Genomic DNA, 19,801 nt, shown 5'->3' with positions numbered 1-19,801 from the left:
AAATAAAATTTTTATTGTAATGGATGCACCAGCTACTAAGAGGGTTATCATACAGATTGTTACACTATTGTATATTCTGTTGTTTATTTACGCTGCCACAGCGAAATTGCTAGACCTCGAGAACTTCACGGTGCAGCTTGGCCAGTCACCCTTGCTCAGCGCTTTTGCATCCTGGGTCGGTTATGCGGTGATAGCCGCCGAATTCCTGATCGCGGCACTCCTTATATTTCCAAAAACGCGCCTGGCCGGTTTGTTTGCAGCATTTGGACTCATGGTCATGTTCACGGCCTACATTTACATTATTTTAAATTATAGTGAATTTGTACCTTGTTCCTGCGGTGGCATCCTTGAAAAGTTGGGCTGGAAAGAACATTTAGTTTTCAACATTATATTTGTCATCCTAGCTGCTTCAGCTGTCCTTTTACATTGCCCGGGCGCTGATGTAAAAACGGCTTTAAATTCAAAAGGCCTCGCAGCTGTCTTGATCTTGTTATCGATTTTAAGTTGCTGCCTTGTGGTCGCGTTGTTCATCAGCTCTGAGAAAATCATACACTACAGCAACACCCTCACAAGGCGTTTCCCGCACTGGCCAGCCGTCAAGAAAAATGAAACCGACCTAAAGCTGAATTCCTATTACCTGGCAGGCGTTTCAAAGGACAAAATTTACCTTGGCAATTCGACCGCACCACTTGTCATGACGGTATTGGACACGTCTCTAAAACAAAAAGAAGTATTTAGGATAGGGCTGGACAAGACCAATTATCCGTTTAAGGCGCTTAAAACGGCTGTTGAAGAGCCTTATTTCTTTATTGCCGACGGAACGGTTCCGGTAATATTCCGTGGAAACATCAACGACTGGAAAGCGAAAATGCTTTTGCAGGGCGGATTTTTCTTTTCACAGGCAGTACCAGTCGATTCGACAACTCTAATAATGCGGAACCACAAACCCAAAACAGGCGAAATGGTTATTGGCAAAGTGAGCCTTGCACGGCATGGGGCGGCTGTCCAAAATCCGTCGCTGCTCCAAAAACAGATCGACGGCATATTTGATACTGACGGCTACTTGAAGTACAGTAGCGGTTTGCACTCGTTGGTCTACCTCTATGCTTACCGAAACGGATTCACAGTTGCTGACACCACCCTGAACCTAATCAAAAGAGGAAACACCATAGATACATTCGGCCATGCAAAACTGCAAATTGTAAATGTTGCCAGCCACGCCCAGCGTAAAATGGCTGCTCCTCCGGTCATTGTAAACAGGCAGTGCGCCGTTTCAGGTAATTTGTTATTTGTAAATTCCGGCATTATGGGGCGGTATGACAGCGAAGAAATGTGGGAAAAACACGCCAGTATCATTGATCTCTACAACCTTTCCGACGGCAGTTATCTTTTTAGCTTCTACATCTACAATGTCAAAGGCGCACGGCTTAAAGAATTTGCTGTCTCGGGCAATATGCTGTATGCGCTTATCGGTGATTATGTGGTAAGCTACAAGCTTGGGAGTACAATTACAGATGCCTATCAGCAATCGGGAAAAATTCAAAATCAATAAGAGAAAATACAATCCACCGCTATTGGCCAAATAGGGCAGGGGAAGGCTGAAAACCTGTAAAAAAGAGTAAGCCATAACTTTAATTCTTTTAATTATGAAAGCAAAGCTTTTTAATTTAGTAATGCCAATGGCAGTCGTAGCACTGGGATTGGCTGGCGCATTCTCAACACAGGCGATGTCAAAATCAGGCAGCAAGTCTGGCGCAGTGCAGGGGTACAGCCATTTCTCGGTTGCAAATCCCTGTCGTGCAGAGATCATGTGTGCAAACACAGGTGTCCTCGCCTGTACTGCAAACGGATTCAATCTTTATGCAAAAGCAGATCCGAGCAGTAGCTCTGACTGTGCAATCCCACTGACCAGGAATTAATCCTGTTTTTTGGCTGTTACAAAAGATGCCGTCCCTTTAGGGACGGCATCGCTTTTTTAAATTATTCCACATTCCGGAGCCAATCCGGTGCTTTCTCTCCTTTGAGGTAATGCCCAAACCATTCCAGCATTTTTCTGTTGAGGTCATACCGGCTTTCCTTCAATTCCAAAGAATGGTCCTGCCCGGTATACACCAACAAGGTACTTGGTTTTTGCAGCCTCCGCAATGCCAAATGAAACTCGATGCTTTGCAAGGCGCTGATCTGCCCATCCTTTTCACCTGTCCATGACAATAATGGCGTTTCCAGTTTATCCGCATACACCACCGGGGAGTTTTCTAAATAACGCGCAGGGTCTTCAAACAATGTTTTCCCCATTCTGATCTGGTCGTGTTCCATCCTGAAATATTCAGTGTCCTGGTAGTTTTTGCTGACCGAAAGGTACAGGCTCAATAGGTCTGTCCAGCCTGAACCGGCGACACCGCAGGCAAAGCGGTTGGTATGGGTCAGGATGTAATAGGTTTGATAGCCTCCGAAAGAATGCCCCTGGAGCGCAATCTTTTTTGGGTCGACAGCACCCTGTGAAACAACTTCATCCACTGCCGCGAGCACACAATCCGTTGCCGACTGCCCGGTTTTTCCGGCTTCATAAACGATGTCGGGATAGAGCACGAAGTAACCGGCATTTACCAAATTGGTCACATTGAAGCCATCGCGGATATGCATCGAAGGGTTTTCATAATCGTGGATGTAGCGGAGCTGCTGCTGGTAAATGTGCACGACCATCGGATATTTAATACCGGGTTTGTAATCCGCAGGATAAAATAACACGCCACTTAATTTTTTACCGTTAACGGCATAACTGATTTGCCTGGCTGTGCCCCAATAATAATCTTTTTGCTGAGGGTTGCTTTGGACAACTGTAGTGGTCTTTATGGTACCATAATTCCCAACTGCCAATTTAGGCGCACTGTCAAAGCGCTCGCTCATATAGGCAAAAGCGTTGCCCGAAGCCGATGGCATGAAATTGTCAATGCGGCTGTGTTCCCAGACAAGCGGTTTTTCCCCTGCTTTTTCATCCGATCGGAAATAACCGTTGTAAGAAGTATAGTGGTTGTGCGCCTGCAACACCAAACCTTTTTTTAGGTCAAAAATTCCATTGCTGTAATCAATACCGTCAGTACTGAACTTTTGGGTTTCATCCAAAGGCTCGATCCTGAAACGGATCCTTTGCTCACGGCCACGGGTGAGCCTGCGGCTTGTTTTGCCATTGGGCGAAATTTCCCAGACATCGAACTTATCATACACAAGCACCGATTTGTCATTTTCCGTCCAGCCGGGATTTCCGTAAAGGTCGGGTTTATCAGGCTGGTCGTTGTCGGTATCGCAAACAGGCATACCCAAATCTTTTGTAATGTTCACATGTGTTTCCGTTGCAATGTCGTATACCCACCAGTTTGCGTCTTTCGCATAAGTGATATATTTACCGCCCGGCGATAAGGCGATATCGCGGTTCCCACCGCCAAGCTTTTCAGCCACAAGCTTTTTGCTGCCTGTTTCCAGGTCCACCAGCCACAAGTCGCGCGGCCCGAAAGCCTCAAACTGCGGCTCATACCTAAACCGGTCATAAAGCACAGCATAGTACTGGCCGGGCAAAACCGAACCGTTTGGGAATTGCTTATCGGTCAGCTGAATAAAACGCCCGGATTGCGGCTGCCAGAACGCCAGCTTATTGCCCAGTGTCCCATCACCAAAGCGCTTTACTTTCGGATAAATGCGGCGGTCGGCAGTGTTCCATATTTCTACAATGGCATCGCCAGGGTTCGCCTGTTTTTTCGGCTCGGCCATATAGAAAAACACTTTCGAATGGTCGTCGCTGATGTACAGGCGGTCGTATACCTGGGCAGCTATTGACAAATCCTTTGGAAAATCTTCACGTCCTGACGGACTGAAAACCTTGGCTGGCATTGCCCCATCATAAAACCACAACCGGTTTTCAGCAGCGGTATGCTGGCTGAAAGCAAAAGCGCTACCATCTTTAGAAAAAGTCAGGTTTGCAAAAAGGCCGTCAGGTGACGCGGCTATTGTTTTTCCCGAAATTAAATTACCAAGCCCGATCAGCATCACTTTAAATTGATCCCCATTTTTAAGTGAACATAGCAATGCGTTGCGATCGGCACTGGCGTGCCATGAGTAAACATTTGCAAGTGAATAAACAGTTTTTCCCTGCATGTCGTTCACCTCCAAAATAGCATTGCCTTCTTTCCCTTTGAGCATCATCACATATTTTCCATTTCCGGAAAAAGCATACTCTGAAACACCGGCAACGATACGCTCATTTGCACTTTTAAGATTTCGCAGTATCAAAGTGTCATTTTTCAGGCATGCAAATCCCTTTTCGGTATTGAAAGATTCATTGCGGCCTGCTGCATACGCATACGCCCGCTTTCCTTTTTTAGCCTTTAAAAACAAGGTGTCTTTGCCGGATTCATATTGCAAATGATACGAAGCCCAGTTGCCGTTTCCGGAAATGGCAGGGCTTGCAAGTGTACTCCAAAGCGCATAATCCTTTTCAGTAATCCTCTTTTTATTTTGGCCATTTGCTGCGGCAGCTGCCAATACTAAAACGTACAGCACCAGCCGCAGCGGCCTTATTTCAATAACCTGCATTTTGCGGGGCAAGGTTTCGGTTCCTCATGATTTCAGTAGCCGGAATCGGAAAAAGCCTGTCGCTGCTGTCCCAGCCCGGCTTTGTTACCGGAAGCACCGCGTCAAGTTTATCCGCTCTTTTCAAATCAAAAAAACGGTGCCCGTATTCTGTAAATAACTCCACGCGCCTTTCTGCAAGTACAGCGTTTAAGATATCGGTTTGTGTTACGGCAGTTGTCGGGGCAAGCCCGGCGGCACTTCTTATTATGTCGAGGTCTTCCTTCGCGCCGATAAGCTCTCCCTGCTCAGCCCTTGCTTCCGCGCGGATGAGGTACAGTTCGCCAATCCGCAGCACGATGGAATATTCTTTTGAACTTCCAGTGCTGCTGTTTTCTTTGTATTTATAGGCATGGTACCAGGTTTCCCCGTTATCGCCCGTAATTTCTTTTGTCCAGTGCGCTTTCCTCTGGTCGCCCTGTTCAAAAGCGGCCATCAGGCTTGGTGACAATGCCGAGACCGTTGGAGGGCCGCTGAAAAAGATGAACGTTTGCGCCTCGTAAGTGTTCCCGCCTGCCGAGTTCGCCATCAGTTGCCAGAGGGTTGACTTGCTGCTGATCACAAAAGTCCTGTCAAGGTCGGTTTCAACACCATACAATCCGGTTTGGTTCAGTACTGCCGAAGCGGCATTCGAGGCTTCCGCCCAAAGGCCTTCATACAAATATACTCTTGACAGCAGCGCCGTTGCCGCCCATTTGTTCGGGCGCGCGCGGTTCGCTCCGGTATAAGCCTCGGGCAGCAATGACACGGCCCCTTCCAGGTCAGCCATCAAAAGCCCGTAAACAATCGATTCCGGCTGCCTTGATACGCTGCGGTTCACATTGTAATCAGTTGTGGTAACGTAAGGAACATCGCCAAAGCACTGCAACAAATAAAAATGCACCAGTGCGCGCACAAAAAGCGCTTCGCCGGTCAGCCGGTCTTTATCGGCCTGGGCAAGGCTCGCTGATTTAGCGACACCTTCAATTACCGCATTGGCGGCATAAACCTGGTTGTAACTGTTGTTCCACATATCGGCCACTTCAGTGGAAGAGGCCAACAGCGCATTGTTGTAAAAGGCTAAAGAGCCGTCAAGCGGGTTGCCGTAAAAGTCCAGTTCGTCGCCGTAAAGCCCCAGCTGGTTCGAAATGCCCCAGGAATTTCCGGTAAGCAGCCCGTTGTCGCGGATTTTCGTGTAAATATCTGCCATGACAGCATCAGCGGTAGCCTGGTCTTCAAATACCGCATTGCTGGTGAGTTGTGAATTCGGGAGTTCCACTTCGGTAAAACTGTCGCAGCCTGAAAGGCAAAGCAGTAAAAAGCAGGTGGTAAAAAATATATTTTTCATGGTCGTAAGAGTTAAAATGTCAGTTGAAGGCTTGTAGTAATAGTTTTCAGCGGCGGCAGGTAGCCCGGTGATTTAAACTCTGGGTCCGCACCTTTAAACGAAGTGACCGTCAGCATGTTTTGCCCCTGCACCGACAGGCGGCAGCCAATGCCGCGCGTCCATTTCAAAGGCAAATCATAAGACAGCGAAATGTTTTTCAGCCTGATGTAAGACCCGTCGCTGATGGCTGCATCACTCGATCCGAACTGGCTATTTGCCGTAATGGCGGCATCGTTCAAATCGGTCGCATAGATTTGGTATGGGCCGGTATCTCCGGGCTGCTGCCAGTGCGAAACCACTGCTGCTGGCTGGTTCATCATATTGCCCGGGGCTGCCGTGCCGTAATACTGGTTGTAATTGAGCTGCTTTACAAACTGGAATAAAAAGTCCAGCTGCAAATTGCCGTACCGCAACTGGTTCTGCACCCCACCAAAATACTGCGGGTTCAGGTTTTTAATGGCCGTCTTGTCTTCAGGTTCCGATATCCTTCCGTCGCCGTTGGCATCTTCAAAAGTGTAAAGCCCGGTTTGCGGGTCAAGGCCTGTGTAATGGTAGGATTTTACAATATTGAGCGGCTGCCCGATCACCAGCTGGTTCGCATACGAAGAGCTTTCAAGCCCGGGGAATGACAGCAGCTTGTTTTTCGCAATGGTATAATTGATGCTGGTAATCCAGCTGAAGTTCTCGGTCTTAACATTGACTGTGCGCAGCGTCACTTCCCAGCCGCTGTTTTCAACCTCAGCATCGAGGTTGGCCTGCAATTCTGAAAACCCGGTAGTGCCGGGAAGCGGGATGCCCACCAGCTGGTTTGAGGAGCGGTTGCGATACCACGCCACAGTTGTAGAAATTCGGTCATTTAAAAACCCTGTTTCCAAAGCGGCTTCAAGCTTCTTGTTCGATTCCCATGCAAAGTCAGGATTGAAAAGCCTTGTGGGCTGCAATCCGCTTACGCCGTACGAATAGCCCGAAGTGCTGTAGGTGTCCAGATACTGGTAATCCCCAATCTGGTCGTTGCCCGAAGTCCCGTAACTCGCACGGAGTTTTCCCATACTCAAAAATGGAAGCTTTTCAGAAATCAATTTTTCGTTCGAAAATATCCACGCAGCGCCCACCGCACCAAAATTCGCAAAGCGGTTGCCAGGGCCAAAACGGCTCGATCCGTCGCGCCTGCCGGTAAGGTTTATGATGTATTTCTGCGCAAAATTAAAATTCACGCGCCCGAAGAATGCCTGGTATTTATACACCGATTCGCCCGAAGACAAAGTCGTGATCCGCGAAGCAGAACCCGGGTTGTACAAAAGTGCATTGCTGGCAAAGCCATAAAACTGCTGGGTCATCTGGCTGGCATCCTGCTGCTGGAACGTTGCCCCGGCAAGCGCCTGCAATTTCGCCTTTCCTATACTAATCTTGTAATCCAGCTGCGGTTCAATGATCCAGGACTGGCGGTTGGCTGTAGTGGCAAACAACGAAGAAGAACTGGGTGTTCGCCCGGTTGACGGTGCAAACATCGTCGATGGCAACGCGCTGGTTTCCTTATGCCGCAAATCGGTAAACCCGAATGAAGAGCGCAGCTGCAAATTCTCAAGGATGCTGTACCCAAGCTGTGCGTTGGCCAGCAAATCATACGTCTTTGCGCCAGCCTCGGTCTGCAAATAACGCAGCGGGTTGTTAAAAGTATTGTTTTGCCAGTTCAGGTTCCCGGCATCGTCATACAGCGCAGGGGCGTTTGGTGCAAGCGCGATGGCTTCCTGCATGAAATCGATCGAGGGCTGTTTGTTGTCCCTGGCGGTATATCCGGCAGTAAAGCCAAGGGTAAATTTCTTGTTTTCCGATTTGTGGTTGATCGTCGAAAGCACATTGGCTTTGGTATACCTGAAATCCCCGGGGAATACGGTCGTCTCGCGGCTGTAATTCCCGCTCACTAGAAACTGCGTGTTCTCCGAGCCGCCTGAAACCGAACCCTGCACGGTCGTAAACCCGGCGTTGCCTCCGGCTAATGTTTCCTGCCAGTCGGTGTCGCGGTCCTGCGGCCATTCCCCATTTATGTCCGTTGCCCATGACGGGTATTCTGTAATGTTTTCATTGGTAAAAGCTTCCTTACGCATCTGTAAATACTGCTGGGTGTTCATCAGCTTGCGGAAGCGCGTGACCCGCCCGAATCCACTCGACACGTTTGCGATAAACTTTGTTTTGCCAGCCTTTCCTTTTTTGGTTGTGACCAGCACCACGCCGTTTGCACCACGCGACCCGTAAATTGCCGTGGCATCGGCATCGCGCAGCACTTCGATGCTTTCAATATCACCCGGGTTTAAGCTGTTCAGTGGGCTTGTAGGCATCGGCATTTCGGGCGAAGTGACGCGCGCACCAATCAAATCCGATGCATACGGCACGCCATCGATCACATACAGCGGGTTGTTCCCGCCGCTCCGCAAACTGTTCTGGCCGCGGATTTCAATGTCGAAACCGCCTCCGGCAATCCCGGTGTTTTGGGTAATGTTGACACCAGCCATCCTGCCCTGCATCGCGGCAAGCACGTTGGTCACAGGCTGTTTTTCAAAATCCTTAGCAGTGATCTTAGAAATGCTTCCGGTGCGTTCAGAATCCTTTACAGAATAATAACCCGCATTGATTATGACTTCTTTCAGGTCGTTAACATCTTCTTCGAGTTGGATATTTAGGATTGTCCTGTTGTTTAGTGCAATCGATTGCGTTTTGAAACCGAGGTATTCGAAGATTAACGTATCTGTGCCGTTTGCGGAAATGGAGAATTTTCCGTCTTCGCCGGAAATGGCGGTGGTGTTTTTCCCTTTTACGGTAATAGTAACCCCCGTCATGGGCATGTTGTTATAGGTTACAGTTCCTGTTACTGTTTGTTGTTGCTGTTCTGTGGCGGATAAAGGCACGATGTTGGTATGTGCCAGGGCATTGGTAGTGGATATGTAAAATACCAGAAGAAAAAGGTATGATACATGCCGCCTGCCCGAAATAAATGAAATGGTTTTCATAATTTTGGATTGAGTTAATAGATTACTTTTTTTAGCTTAGGCTCTCTGCAAAAGTTTAGCGACAAGCAGAGGGCTTTTTTGTGTCCGGTAGTTTTATATCATCATAGGCTTCACGTCATTGCGAGGAGGAACGACGAAGCAATCTGTCGCAACTTACTCAGGTTAATAAAAAACTGTATCACCATTATTGATAACCTGCGTCCGGTTTAACTAACCCAAACCAATTTTACAACCGGTACGCAGATATCAACGTGGTATTTAAATCGTTTTAATTGTTGGAGCGAAACTTTAATGAAGATTGCTTTGAGGAAGAGTAGCGGAAATAAAAAAGGCGCGGAACTCAGCTTATCGTTTCAAAGGTACTTGGCATACCACCCACAAATAAGTGAGCCCACGCCCGTAAGCGTGAGCAATCTACTTATCATCCTGTGGGTTTAAACTGCCAAGTTTTTTTGAAACAGGATTCAAAGCGAAAGCTTCAAATATTTTATATGAAGTATCGCAAATTTACGCATTACATAGTAAAACTAGTGCGCATTTTTAATATTTGACAAATATATACAAATAACAATTACATAGCTATAGGTATGTGAAATAAATTAAACAATTCCTTTCATTGTCGATTATAATGTTGACTATGATAATAGAGATAATTACCTCTGAAATAGATTTTGGAGTAATGGAAAAAATTCGAAATGCTCGAATAAAAGCTGGCATTGATCAGGTTGAGTTAGCTCAAAGGGTCGGCGTTTCTGAAGGTTATATTGGTAACCTTGAGAATCCCAAAATCGACGCAAAGGTTAACATTAGGATGCTCGGAAGAATTGCTATAGCACTGGAGCAAAATTCTTACAATGATTTACTTCCCGATGAAGTTAAATCGCACGACCTAGTAATTAAAAGGATACGCCTCATAGAAACAAATAGCAGAAAACATGTTCTAAATGATGATGGCGAGGTGCCGAAAAGATTAGATGTTCTGGAAACTACACCTATAACTGAGGACGAACTTAAGCAAATGAAAGATAATAAGGATTATAAATATTGCAGAATTATAGAGGAGTAGTTAGAGCCATTGGCATATATAATATATATTAGCAGTATTAGTTATAATTCGCTATATATAAGTTGATCTTCATTCTTTGAACAACGAAATGAAAGAAATATTAAACGATTTTGTCTTGCCTTCTGGTGTGCTTTTGACATTCATTGCGGCAACAATAAATATTTACTTTACCAGAAAGAATATAAAAACGACAAAATACATTGATACCGTAACAACAGAAAGAATAAAATGGCTTTCAATTATAAGAGAAGAAATCACACAATTAATTTCCATAATATCAGAGACGTTAGTACTTCACAAAAAATTTATTCAAGATGCAGAATCACAAAATCCTAGTGAGCAATATATGGATGATGTGAACTATGAATATCAAAGACATTATTTTGATTCATTAAACGGAAACTCGCTGATATACCAAGAAAAAATTGCTTACCAAGAAATCATCAAGAGGCTATATCTTCTGAAGCTAAGATTTAATCCAAAAGAGGATTTAGAGATTTTAAATTCAATTCAATATTTTATCGGATTATATGCTCAAAAATACATTTCAGACAACGATATCGACGATGCGACAACTGAATTAAGTAATCTTTCTGAACAAACCCAATTACTGCTTAAAAAAGAGTGGGAAAAGGTAAAGCTTGAAACAAAGGGAAAATAAAACTACCGCCAATAGTTGGTAAGCGAATAGGATGGTTCAATAAGTTGACGTTTGTTTTTCACGAAGAAAGTTTTGTGTTGGCGGAGAAAACCGAGTCCGCGGCATCGCGAATTAGCTTGCCGGCGGCACGTCATGTTATGATAAATACTAAAAAGGAGGAGAAATAACATGACCGACCAATGATGTAGTTCTTGGAATGAGAGAGGAGTTAAAATAATCTTGAGTTTCTTCATCTGGTTAGTTTGACCAAAAAGAACCTGAGTATTCAAACCCTGAAAACGATAAAGTGAGTTTTGCAATATTTTCAAATCATTTAAATTTTCAAATATTTTAAACGATCTTTTTACCGAGATAACCAATATAACATTTTTTTGTTCCCGTGTCGGGAAAAAAATGCATCCTATTGGCTCTATCCCCATAATCACAATGAAAAGTAAAAAACCGACTGTTCCCATCAGGGCATTTTATTGTAAGTTCTTTAACAAATTTAATCTCTCTTGAAGTTGACTCTATACGTGCATTTCCCGTTACGGCTAATCGATCAAAATCTCCGTGTAACCAATTTGAAAAATAACTTTGATAATTCTTGAGCCTTTTAAACAAATTTTTAAATTCTATTCCTGACAGAGTTCTTAAATATACCTCGAGATCATCGCAAAAAATTAAACTTGGGAATAGTACATCTCTGTTTGTCCACAACTCGTTCCCTGAATTGATGCTTGAATACAAGGCACTATTAAGTTTGCGTACGTTGTCGGCTATAATATCGTTGTAATGTTCGCTAGACGAATGATCGAAACAGTTTGTTACTATTATATCATTAGAAATTATATCATCTGTATCCTCATCAATTAATTCTTGGATGGCAGGCAATTCTAAGACTTGCCACATTTCGCGTGATTGGAAACTAAATAAAAGTTCGCCATTTTCAAAAGCGTATCCGATACTTTTACTTTCAATAGCATTTAGTCCGACAACTACCTTATAATATGGATACTCATGCAATATTTTTTCCCTTGTAAGCATTGAAAGCATTGTCGCTCTATCGTCCTTTTTTAAATTAGTTAGCCACTTCTCAAACGGCAAATCATCGTGTAATGTGTAGTTGCGTGGACTTTCAGAAAATTTTATTCCTATTTGTGTTTTGAATTTTTTACGAAAGGAATTGCAGATTTGAAAAAGATCGTTGTATAATGATTTAGCAATATCTGCAGACTCTACATTTGATAATGACAGTTCATTTAATATAATCTCCATACTATAATAACTCTAATAGGTTGTTATCCCATTCATCAAAAAAGTCTTCAGGCCAATAATCAATCCTGCCGTCCGCGTCAATAACTGGACTTTCCAAGGTTGTAGAAATTTTATTTTTTTCTTTACCTCTGACAAAAAAGGATAAAGTGTTTATGCCTGGATTTTGATCTTGTTTAATCGCAACTCTAATTCCGTTAATTAGATGGTCACTATGTGTTTCTACAAAAATTTGAACCCCTAACTCTGCCGTCCTTACTAAAAGTTTTCCGATAATTGACTGTCCTTTAGGGTGAATATGGGACTCAGGATTTTCAATTATTAGAATATCCCCCGCTTTAGAACATAACAACGCTGTCAAAACTGGTAGTATATATGTAATTCCATAGCCAACATTCAGGGGCGTAATCTCGCCAGTTGTCTCACCATTACCTTCGAATTCGTATCTTAGTTTTATGGAATTTGCGCCAGGGATTTTCTCTGTTTTCACTTTGATGCCAGGGCTAATATCCGCCATCCAGGCTGATATTTGATAGCTTAAGGTATTTACATCCGTACCCACATACATTAATCTAGTGTTGATCTCGTCTGGCCCGAAATGCTCCAGAAAATGCGCGGTAAACTCTCCATTTTTTCCAAGTGTCTTTTTTCTGACAACTTGGCTATATGACATAGGATATTCATTTTTAACAAGTCTCTCGGCATTTAAATATTTGAAAGTATCGTAGCGAAATATTGAAAATAATTGTAACTTTTGTGGGATTGGCAAATCAGCCGCGAATGGCATTATATCAGAACCTGTGAAATTTTCTTCCTCGCGGTATATAAAAGTCCATGCTTGACTACTTTGATCTTGGAATGACAATGTAAAACTTATCTCTTCTTTAAGCGCGAATTTGTACAGAGCTTCGCTTGCAACGCCAATTTCCACTAGGTCGCCGTTTAACGTAAGACCCTCATTCGTTAAAGTGCCTTTATCAAAAGATTGTCTGAGAAGAAGTAATGCTTGAATAACAGAGGATTTTCCCATGCCATTTAATCCAGTCAAAATATTTAAATTACTACACGCAATTTCTACATTCTCAAGGGACTTAAAATTTTGTATGTTAATTTTTGATATCATAATGTAATTAATGTTGATGCAATTATACTTTCAACTTCGGCGAACCTCCTCTTGACACGAGATTTGTCACCTGTACTAGAACTTATTGATTTATTGAATTCTTCATCATTTTTTAATCTGGCAATAAAAATGTCAATCAGGGTTTCTTTATTCTGTACTAAAAAATCAATTTGCTGCGCATCTTGCTTACTCAATGAAACTGACCAAACTTCGAATAACGCCTTATTGATGGGTTTTCTTTTATCCCTTCTACTAAATCTTTTTCTAAAAGCATCACGGCCAAAAATTTTGTGGGAAGCTAATAGTCCTTTGTTAAAGTCTGATTGAATTTTATTTTGCTCTTCGTCATCTAAAGTGTTTAGATATTCCATGGTTTTATTTAGAAAGCCATCTAAATCTGAATTATAAACGTCTGTATCGAACAAATAAAACGCTAAAAATCTTGTTACAAATTCTTGGTCAAGCATCCTGTCTTCAGGTATTGAGTAATCTGTGGCCATTTTAAAAGCACGCATCTCGGCCAGCTTCTTAACAAATTTGGATGCTTTCCCTTGGTTAAGTGCATTACGAATTTCTTGCGAGGTTAGCGTTAGTCCTCCTGTGTTAATCCTCTTGAAAACATTATATTTTAAGACCTTTGGTGTGCCTGCCGCGATAACATAAGCTGTAACTTCAAATTCTTGTATCCTTCTCTGTAAATAACTTGGCAATTCCCGAAATTTTAGGTCCCGAAATTGTCCCAAAAACTCTGGGTTTTCTAAACCAAAAGCTTGTTTGTTCACATAATTATGAATTGCGCTTAATCGCTGTAAGCCGTCAACTACGAGCCATTTATCATCATTTGAACCATCAAAGTAGAATGCAGGTAGTGGGAATTTGACTAAAATTGATTCAATCAACCTACTCTGTTTTGTCTTGTTCCAAAGGTTAGCTTTTCTTTGGAAGCTTGTATTCATGTCAATTTCGTCATTTTCCAGACGCTTAATTAATAAGTCGAGGGACATAGTACGGGTCCTGATATCCACAAGATTTGGGTCAAAGGGATTCTCGATAGTTAAATTGATGGGTTCATCTTCGATTTCTATATCGTCTTCCGATTTAACTGTAAATAGAGAATCTCGTTCGATTTCGTTTTGGATTTCGGCTTGTGATACTGTTTGCGATATTTCTATCTTGTCAATGGTTTGGATGTTCCACCCAAGTTGTGTGAGTGCCCAAATTGTACGCTTTGGGTTTTCGATTAGACCAGCGCGTTTCAGGTAATTTCTTGCCCATGCCAATTGATAACCAAGTTTGGTTCTACTTCCTTCATTAGGATTATGAGGCATTTGTTTTTCTTCGTCGCTCAGTCCTAATTCTACCGCGATCTCTTCCTCCATGATGTCGATACTCGCACTTCCATCCAATTTTTTAAGTGTGTCAATCACGTATTGGTAGAGATCTTGATATTTAGGTATGCCGGATTGGCCGGGCTGTAAATCCTCAAAAAACAAATTATCAAAATTGGGCAAGAGGTTTTTATGCAATTCACTTCGATTGTCAATATAAAATTTAAATTTTTCAGGCACAAAACAACATACAATTTGTCCGATCGATGTTCGATGCTGTGAAATCTTCTTTTCATATGCTTCGGCAATTTTATGGACGTCCACAAAACAATTAAATGCTCTGCCAACATTCCGGCCCCAGTCTTCAATGTCCCACGCACAAAGTACAATATTTGGAAATTTTTCTCTCTTGTAAATCCCTATAATCAGCGCAAACTCGTTTTGCTTTTCTTGCCCGATTTCAAAACCAGCTCTATCGAGCCCAGCAGAGAATTGCGCTCGTTTTTCGTATTGACGGTTATCGCGGCCTCCAAATGTCACCTTTTTCAGGTATAGATGAATTCTATAAATGACGCTTTCAATACGAACTTCGAAAAGGAAATATCCCCCTCTTCCAGAATTTCTCAATGCTGGCTTCCAGCCCAAATCCGAAAACATCTCAAAAATTTTCGTCGCCTCGTTAAAATTTGTATATGCCTCTCCAGGTTCGACGCTTCCATCGAGGTTGGCTTCAAAATGTATCATAATTGTAGCTCTGACTTGTTTGCCTTAGACTTTCTGTTAAGATTATTGAAATATAAGCTTTTTATTTGTTTTGCCAGCACGTATGCCAAAAGAGGAGGAACAGCGTTACCGACCTGTCTCCATTGGTCTTTGAAATTTCCTGTTATGTGATAATCATCTGGAAACGATTGCAGCCTTTTAATTTCTGATATTCTAAGAAATCTGTTTTTCCAATGAAAAGGACCCATATTGTTAGAGTGACTAGCTTGTATGGTCCAAGATGGCCTGTCTGGCGATAATTTTAGAAGAAATGACCAATATCTCGACCTCCATTTGAATAATGGTTCTTTGAAGCCTCTCTCCTCGGTAAAGTAAAGGTAGTTCTCTCCGGGTGGGATTAGGCGAAGTAAATCCTTATGTTTTGATCCTGCCTGCATTGCCTTGTCTTCGACTAAGTCAAAATCAATATCGCCGATTGCATCCCCCGCCGTTACCCAGCTGTTATTGCTTTTGTTTTCAGGGGGATAATGCGTTTTCTCTGGAAATACAAAGTCATCCATTTCCTTCTTTATTCCTATGCAGATAAATCGCTGCCTTGTTTGCGGAACGCCAAAATCCGCCGCATTCAGAACATTGTAAAATATTTTATAGCCAAGTCTTTCGCTTTCTTCCATTACATATTCCAATGCTGAAGAATGTGGTTTGAAAACAAACCCATGCACATTTTCAAATAGAAAAAATTTAGGACTTAATTCTTCGACAGCTCTGAAATAATTTGAGACTGTTAAAAATCCATCTTCATCATCTAGGCCTCTGTTTTTTTCTGTTCGATAAAACCTTGATTTCGAAAATGCAGGACAAGGTGGCCCCCCAACAAGCCCATCTATAGTTGTATGTTTTGCAAGAATTTCTCGAAAATTAACGTCTTTTATATTTTCACAATTAATTTCAGCTGATGGATAGTTGAGTTTTAGTGAATCGCATGATGTCTGCCAGATATCAGATGCAAATATTGTGTCGAAACCAGCTTTCTCGAAGCCTGAATCAATTCCGCCGACGCCGGAAAATATACTGACAATTTTTGGTTTGCTCATTTATATATTTCTTATAAGATGTTCAACAATAGCCTTACCTAGGAGCGATGGTACAGCATTCCCAATTTGTTTATGTATCGACCTTCTGCTTCCTGCAAAAATATAATCTTCTGGGAACGTTTGTATCGCGGAAATTTCAGGAACTCTTAATCTTCTATTGTCCCAGTGGAAAGGTCCTACCCACGGCCCTGGCTGAGCCGCAATCGTCCATGATGGGAGATTTGGATGAAGCTTGAGTAAAAAATTCCAAAATCTTTTATTTGCTTCAAATTTTGGATCTGGATGCCCGCTTCTGGTTGTCAAAGCAAAATAGTTTTGCCCAGGAGGAACTTGCCTGAGTTCGTTTTCATATGTTTTACCTAGCACTAACTCTTCATTTTCAAAAAAATCAGGTTTGTCATATCGGCCTATCCAGTCAATTACTTTTTCGTAAGGTTTTAAATACTTATCCACTAAAATTTCTTGATCACTACCGTGTGTCCTCAAAGGTTCGCTAGTGGCAGAATTCCTAGTAGCCATGAAAAAAACGCGTTTTCTTTTTTGAGGGACGCCAAATTCAATTGCGTTAGTTTTGTATATGCTTAATTTATAACCAAGTTTATCGACGGCTTCTTCAATTTCTTTAACAGCATTTTCATTTTTAGGGTGTAAAAGACTTTCAACATTCTCTAAAATAAATCCATCTGGTCTTAATTCGCCAGCAATCCTTAAATATTGTCCTATCATATTTCGGGGATCTTCACTTCCTAATCGGTTTTTATGAGTAACCCAATAGCCTGCTTTTGAAAACGGCTGACAAGGTGGTCCACCGATCAGGATAAGCTTTTCTGGATTGTTTTTTTTTAAAATATTAGAATACATTGCGGCGGTAACGCTTTGGATGTCTTTATGGAAATGTTCAGCGTGTTTAAAGAATTTGTTTTGCTTCATTGTAGAGACACTATCCTTATCAAAATCAAGACTAGAAATTACCTTAGATCCTGCTAATTGTGCCCCAATATCCAAACCGCCTGCTCCAGAAAAGAAACTAATTGTTTGTACTTTACTGTCAATAATTGTGTCACGCTTGTCATTGACCGAATATCCCCTATGTTCGTAATCAACAGTTATAAATTTTTTTCTGCCAAATTTTGTAAATTCTTCTTCAAATAATGACAGTTGATTATCTTGAACAAACATCAAAGATTCTTTCTGTAATTTATATTTTTGTATATTTATATTGTTCATTAACAAGTAGATGTATTCTTTTTTTATTGGAGATAAGATAGTGTTTTGAATTAGTTATAACTATCAGAATTCGGTAATTGGCAAATCTACAAAAAACGTGCACGATTCAATTTAATTCTTTGCCAAAAAATTATTATTCGATAGCTAAAAATTATTGATATTATTAAGCGTTATGCAGACAAAACTATTTAAACTAGTGTAGATAAAATATCAATTATTAATCTTCAATCCAGTACATTTGTAATCGACACTTAAGTTTTATAATGAAAATGGAAAATACATTTGCTGGAAAAGGAGGCAAAAAGCCCCAGATTGAAATCAAAGTTGATCAGATTTTACTTGACAATAGAAATCCAAGGCTGATACAATATGTTGATGATGTCAATTCCATTACTCAACTAGAATTAACAAAAATATTATATGATAGCTTTGATACCGAAGCAATTGCTTTATCATTAATTCAAAATGGTTATTTTGATGAAGAGCCAGTTATTGTAGTTCCTAATAATCTTCCTAGTGGTTTTAAATTTTCAGATTTTTCATATGATGAACTGACAGAAAAATTAGCCAATTTATCAGAAGACGGTTTAACTTTTACAGTGGTAGAGGGAAATCGAAGAATTTCGTCAATAAAGATGTTATTAGACGATAGATTAAGATCAATACTGGGGATCGATAAGGTCTATCCGAAGGTTGATGATGAAGAGATTAAAAAAGACATTGCAAAAATTCCTTGTATCGTTTATGAAAACAGAAAAGAGGTTTCCAGTTATCTTGGAGTTAGGCATATAGCAGGTTTATTAAAATGGGAGGCATTTGCAAAAGCTGCCTATATTTCAAATACAATAGAAGAGAAATTACAAGAAAACAATGATGATCAAAACCAAGCTATAAATGAAGTTCAGAAAATTGTAGGAGATAGGTCTGATTCGTTAAAAAAGCAATTTGTATCATATAAAATGTACATCGAAGCACTTCACGATCTTGAAAAGTTTGATACAAAGCCGATTTTAGATAAATTTTCCTTACTTACTGTTGTTTACAATTCGCCAGCAATTCGCGAATATATAGGAATAGAATCTTATAACAAGATCGATTTTAATAGAAGAGTAATTCCCTCGAATAAAATAGCTGAATTCGAAAATGTGCTGACATGGGTTTTTGGGAATAAAAACAAAGGGAAAGACCCAGTACTTACAGACTCTAGAAAAATCACAAGCCAGCTGAGCCATGTGGTTAGTAGCAGCGAAGCAATAAAATATTTAGACAGGTATGGAGATTTAGAAGGGGCTTATGAAAGAACTAATGGTGAAAAGGAATTTTTAATCAGAAATTTGTCTAAAGCATTTCGAAATATTCAAGAATCATTATCATTCGCGTATAAGTTTAAAAACGAGAAGGACATTCTCGATAAAGTCCAAGAACTAGAAGAAGTAGTGCAAGCATTAAAATCCAACTTAAAATCATGACGGATTATATTCCTTTCAAAGATGGAAAAGAGATTGAATGGCTTGAGTTGAATCTGTTGAAAACGGGTAGACCTATGTCTAAAGCGATTATTACGAGTCTTTCGAATGATAAGGAAGAAGAAATTGTAACCTCATGGATTAGCGAGTTGATGTTGAGATCAAGTATTCTTAATGAGCCATACTACGAATTTAATGGAGGAACGATATCGCCACTGTTAAATTGGGAAAAAATCCCTGAATATTTTCTTTGTTTGTATTTCGATTATTTCGGAGCATCGGGAAATTTGAATGGAACAAAATTATTCGAAAAGATATCTGCTATAGCTTTGCAAAATTTTATTGGAGGAGAAATTTATACTTTAGGATTTCCAAGTGCTATGAATTTGAATAGCTATCTTGATGAAATTGCTGATAAATGTAATGAAAAAAGAGGAATCCAAGCGCATTCCGATTACAAAGATGATGGAGTTGATGTTATATGTTACAAAACGCTAGGTGATAAAAGAAGTTCCAACCTATATGTTCTCTTGCAATGTGCTGCAGGAATACATTGGAATAAGAAAAAATCAATTGAATTAGATCGTTGGTGCACGTATATTTTTTGGTATCGTAAAAATATTATAACATCTATATCAACCGTAGAATACATCCAGGAAGACAAGTGGCAAAAAAACACATCTGATTACGGAATGATTCTAGATAGAACACGAATAAATAATTTGTATTATAACAACATTGATTCGACCCTTCAAAAAGAGGTTTCGGAATGGTGTACAACACTGGATATTGTATAAATACATAATTGCGTAATAAATAGTAGTCTAGTGTCTAATTAATCATTAACAAGATTAAATTTTTTTGG

At 41.1% G+C, this 19,801-nt stretch carries 14 protein-coding genes; 6 read left to right on the top strand and 8 right to left on the bottom strand.

Going from position 1 to position 19,801, the window contains the following annotated elements; all coding sequences use genetic code 11:
- Positions 1-19 precede the first annotated feature (19 nt).
- Together BLS32_RS02670 and BLS32_RS02665 are read left to right on the top strand one after the other, a co-directional pair.
- Positions 20-1,552: a DoxX family protein gene (locus BLS32_RS02670; protein WP_091391746.1), complete on the top strand. Its 1,533-nt coding sequence runs from the start codon at positions 20-22 to the stop codon at positions 1,550-1,552.
- A gap of 94 nt (positions 1,553-1,646) precedes the next feature.
- Positions 1,647-1,919: a hypothetical protein gene (locus BLS32_RS02665; RefSeq protein WP_091391745.1), complete on the top strand. Its 273-nt coding sequence runs from the start codon at positions 1,647-1,649 to the stop codon at positions 1,917-1,919.
- 61 nt (positions 1,920-1,980) lie between these two features.
- Here the strand turns inward: BLS32_RS02665 and BLS32_RS02660 are convergent, their stop codons facing one another.
- From BLS32_RS02660 to BLS32_RS02650, 3 genes are read right to left on the bottom strand one after another with little or no spacing between them, the layout of a single operon-like run.
- On the bottom strand, positions 1,981-4,587 hold the full coding sequence (locus BLS32_RS02660; protein ID WP_091391744.1) for an alpha/beta hydrolase family protein: 2,607 nt from the start codon (positions 4,585-4,587) through the stop codon (positions 1,981-1,983).
- Positions 4,574-5,950, bottom strand: a complete 1,377-nt coding sequence (locus BLS32_RS02655; protein WP_245699307.1) for a RagB/SusD family nutrient uptake outer membrane protein — start codon at positions 5,948-5,950, stop codon at positions 4,574-4,576. The genes BLS32_RS02660 and BLS32_RS02655 overlap by 14 nt, the downstream gene beginning before the upstream one ends.
- Before the next feature lie 11 nt (positions 5,951-5,961).
- On the bottom strand, positions 5,962-8,994 hold the full coding sequence (locus BLS32_RS02650; protein WP_091391743.1) for a SusC/RagA family TonB-linked outer membrane protein: 3,033 nt from the start codon (positions 8,992-8,994) through the stop codon (positions 5,962-5,964).
- A 637-nt stretch (positions 8,995-9,631) separates the two neighbouring features.
- Here BLS32_RS02650 and BLS32_RS02645 point away from each other — a divergent pair.
- Together BLS32_RS02645 and BLS32_RS02640 are read left to right on the top strand one after the other, a co-directional pair.
- Complete coding sequence (locus BLS32_RS02645) at positions 9,632-10,060, top strand: helix-turn-helix domain-containing protein (protein ID WP_170227515.1); 429 nt, start codon at positions 9,632-9,634, stop codon at positions 10,058-10,060.
- Between the two features lie 88 nt (positions 10,061-10,148).
- Positions 10,149-10,721 carry a hypothetical protein gene (locus tag BLS32_RS02640; RefSeq protein WP_091391741.1) on the top strand — a complete coding sequence of 191 codons (573 nt, stop codon included), beginning with the start codon at positions 10,149-10,151 and terminating at the stop codon, positions 10,719-10,721.
- Positions 10,722-11,051: 330 nt separating this feature from the next.
- On the opposite strand, the gene BLS32_RS02635 is transcribed toward BLS32_RS02640, so the two are convergent.
- From BLS32_RS02635 to BLS32_RS02615, 5 genes are read right to left on the bottom strand one after another with little or no spacing between them, the layout of a single operon-like run.
- A complete protein-coding gene (locus BLS32_RS02635; RefSeq protein WP_091391740.1) occupies positions 11,052-11,978 on the bottom strand; it encodes a hypothetical protein in 927 nt (308 codons plus the stop codon).
- Between the two features lies 1 nt (position 11,979).
- Entirely contained in the window at positions 11,980-13,098 is a 1,119-nt protein-coding gene (locus tag BLS32_RS02630; protein ID WP_091391739.1) for a DUF3696 domain-containing protein, read from the bottom strand.
- Complete coding sequence (locus BLS32_RS02625; protein ID WP_091391738.1) at positions 13,095-15,170, bottom strand: GmrSD restriction endonuclease domain-containing protein; 2,076 nt, start codon at positions 15,168-15,170, stop codon at positions 13,095-13,097. Before BLS32_RS02625 ends, BLS32_RS02630 begins: the two co-directional genes overlap by 4 nt.
- Positions 15,167-16,243, bottom strand: coding sequence for a DNA cytosine methyltransferase (locus BLS32_RS02620; protein WP_091391737.1), 1,077 nt, complete (start codon positions 16,241-16,243; stop codon positions 15,167-15,169). Before BLS32_RS02620 ends, BLS32_RS02625 begins: the two co-directional genes overlap by 4 nt.
- A complete protein-coding gene (locus BLS32_RS02615; protein ID WP_091391736.1) occupies positions 16,244-17,470 on the bottom strand; it encodes a DNA cytosine methyltransferase in 1,227 nt (408 codons plus the stop codon).
- A gap of 269 nt (positions 17,471-17,739) precedes the next feature.
- Here BLS32_RS02615 and BLS32_RS02610 point away from each other — a divergent pair, with 269 nt between their 5' ends.
- Both BLS32_RS02610 and BLS32_RS02605 read left to right on the top strand, forming a co-directional pair.
- Positions 17,740-18,939, top strand: coding sequence for a hypothetical protein (locus BLS32_RS02610; protein ID WP_139171677.1), 1,200 nt, complete (start codon positions 17,740-17,742; stop codon positions 18,937-18,939).
- The gene (locus BLS32_RS02605; RefSeq protein WP_091391734.1) at positions 18,936-19,733 is read left to right on the top strand and encodes a hypothetical protein; all 798 of its coding nucleotides are present in this window, start codon (positions 18,936-18,938) and stop codon (positions 19,731-19,733) included. Before BLS32_RS02610 ends, BLS32_RS02605 begins: the two co-directional genes overlap by 4 nt.
- The last annotated feature ends 68 nt before the right edge of the window (positions 19,734-19,801 follow it).

Origin of the sequence: Flavobacterium noncentrifugens (assembly GCF_900100375.1) — a bacterium.
GTDB lineage: Bacteria > Bacteroidota > Bacteroidia > Flavobacteriales > Flavobacteriaceae > Flavobacterium > Flavobacterium noncentrifugens.
This window is presented reverse-complemented; position numbering and strand designations above follow the sequence as displayed.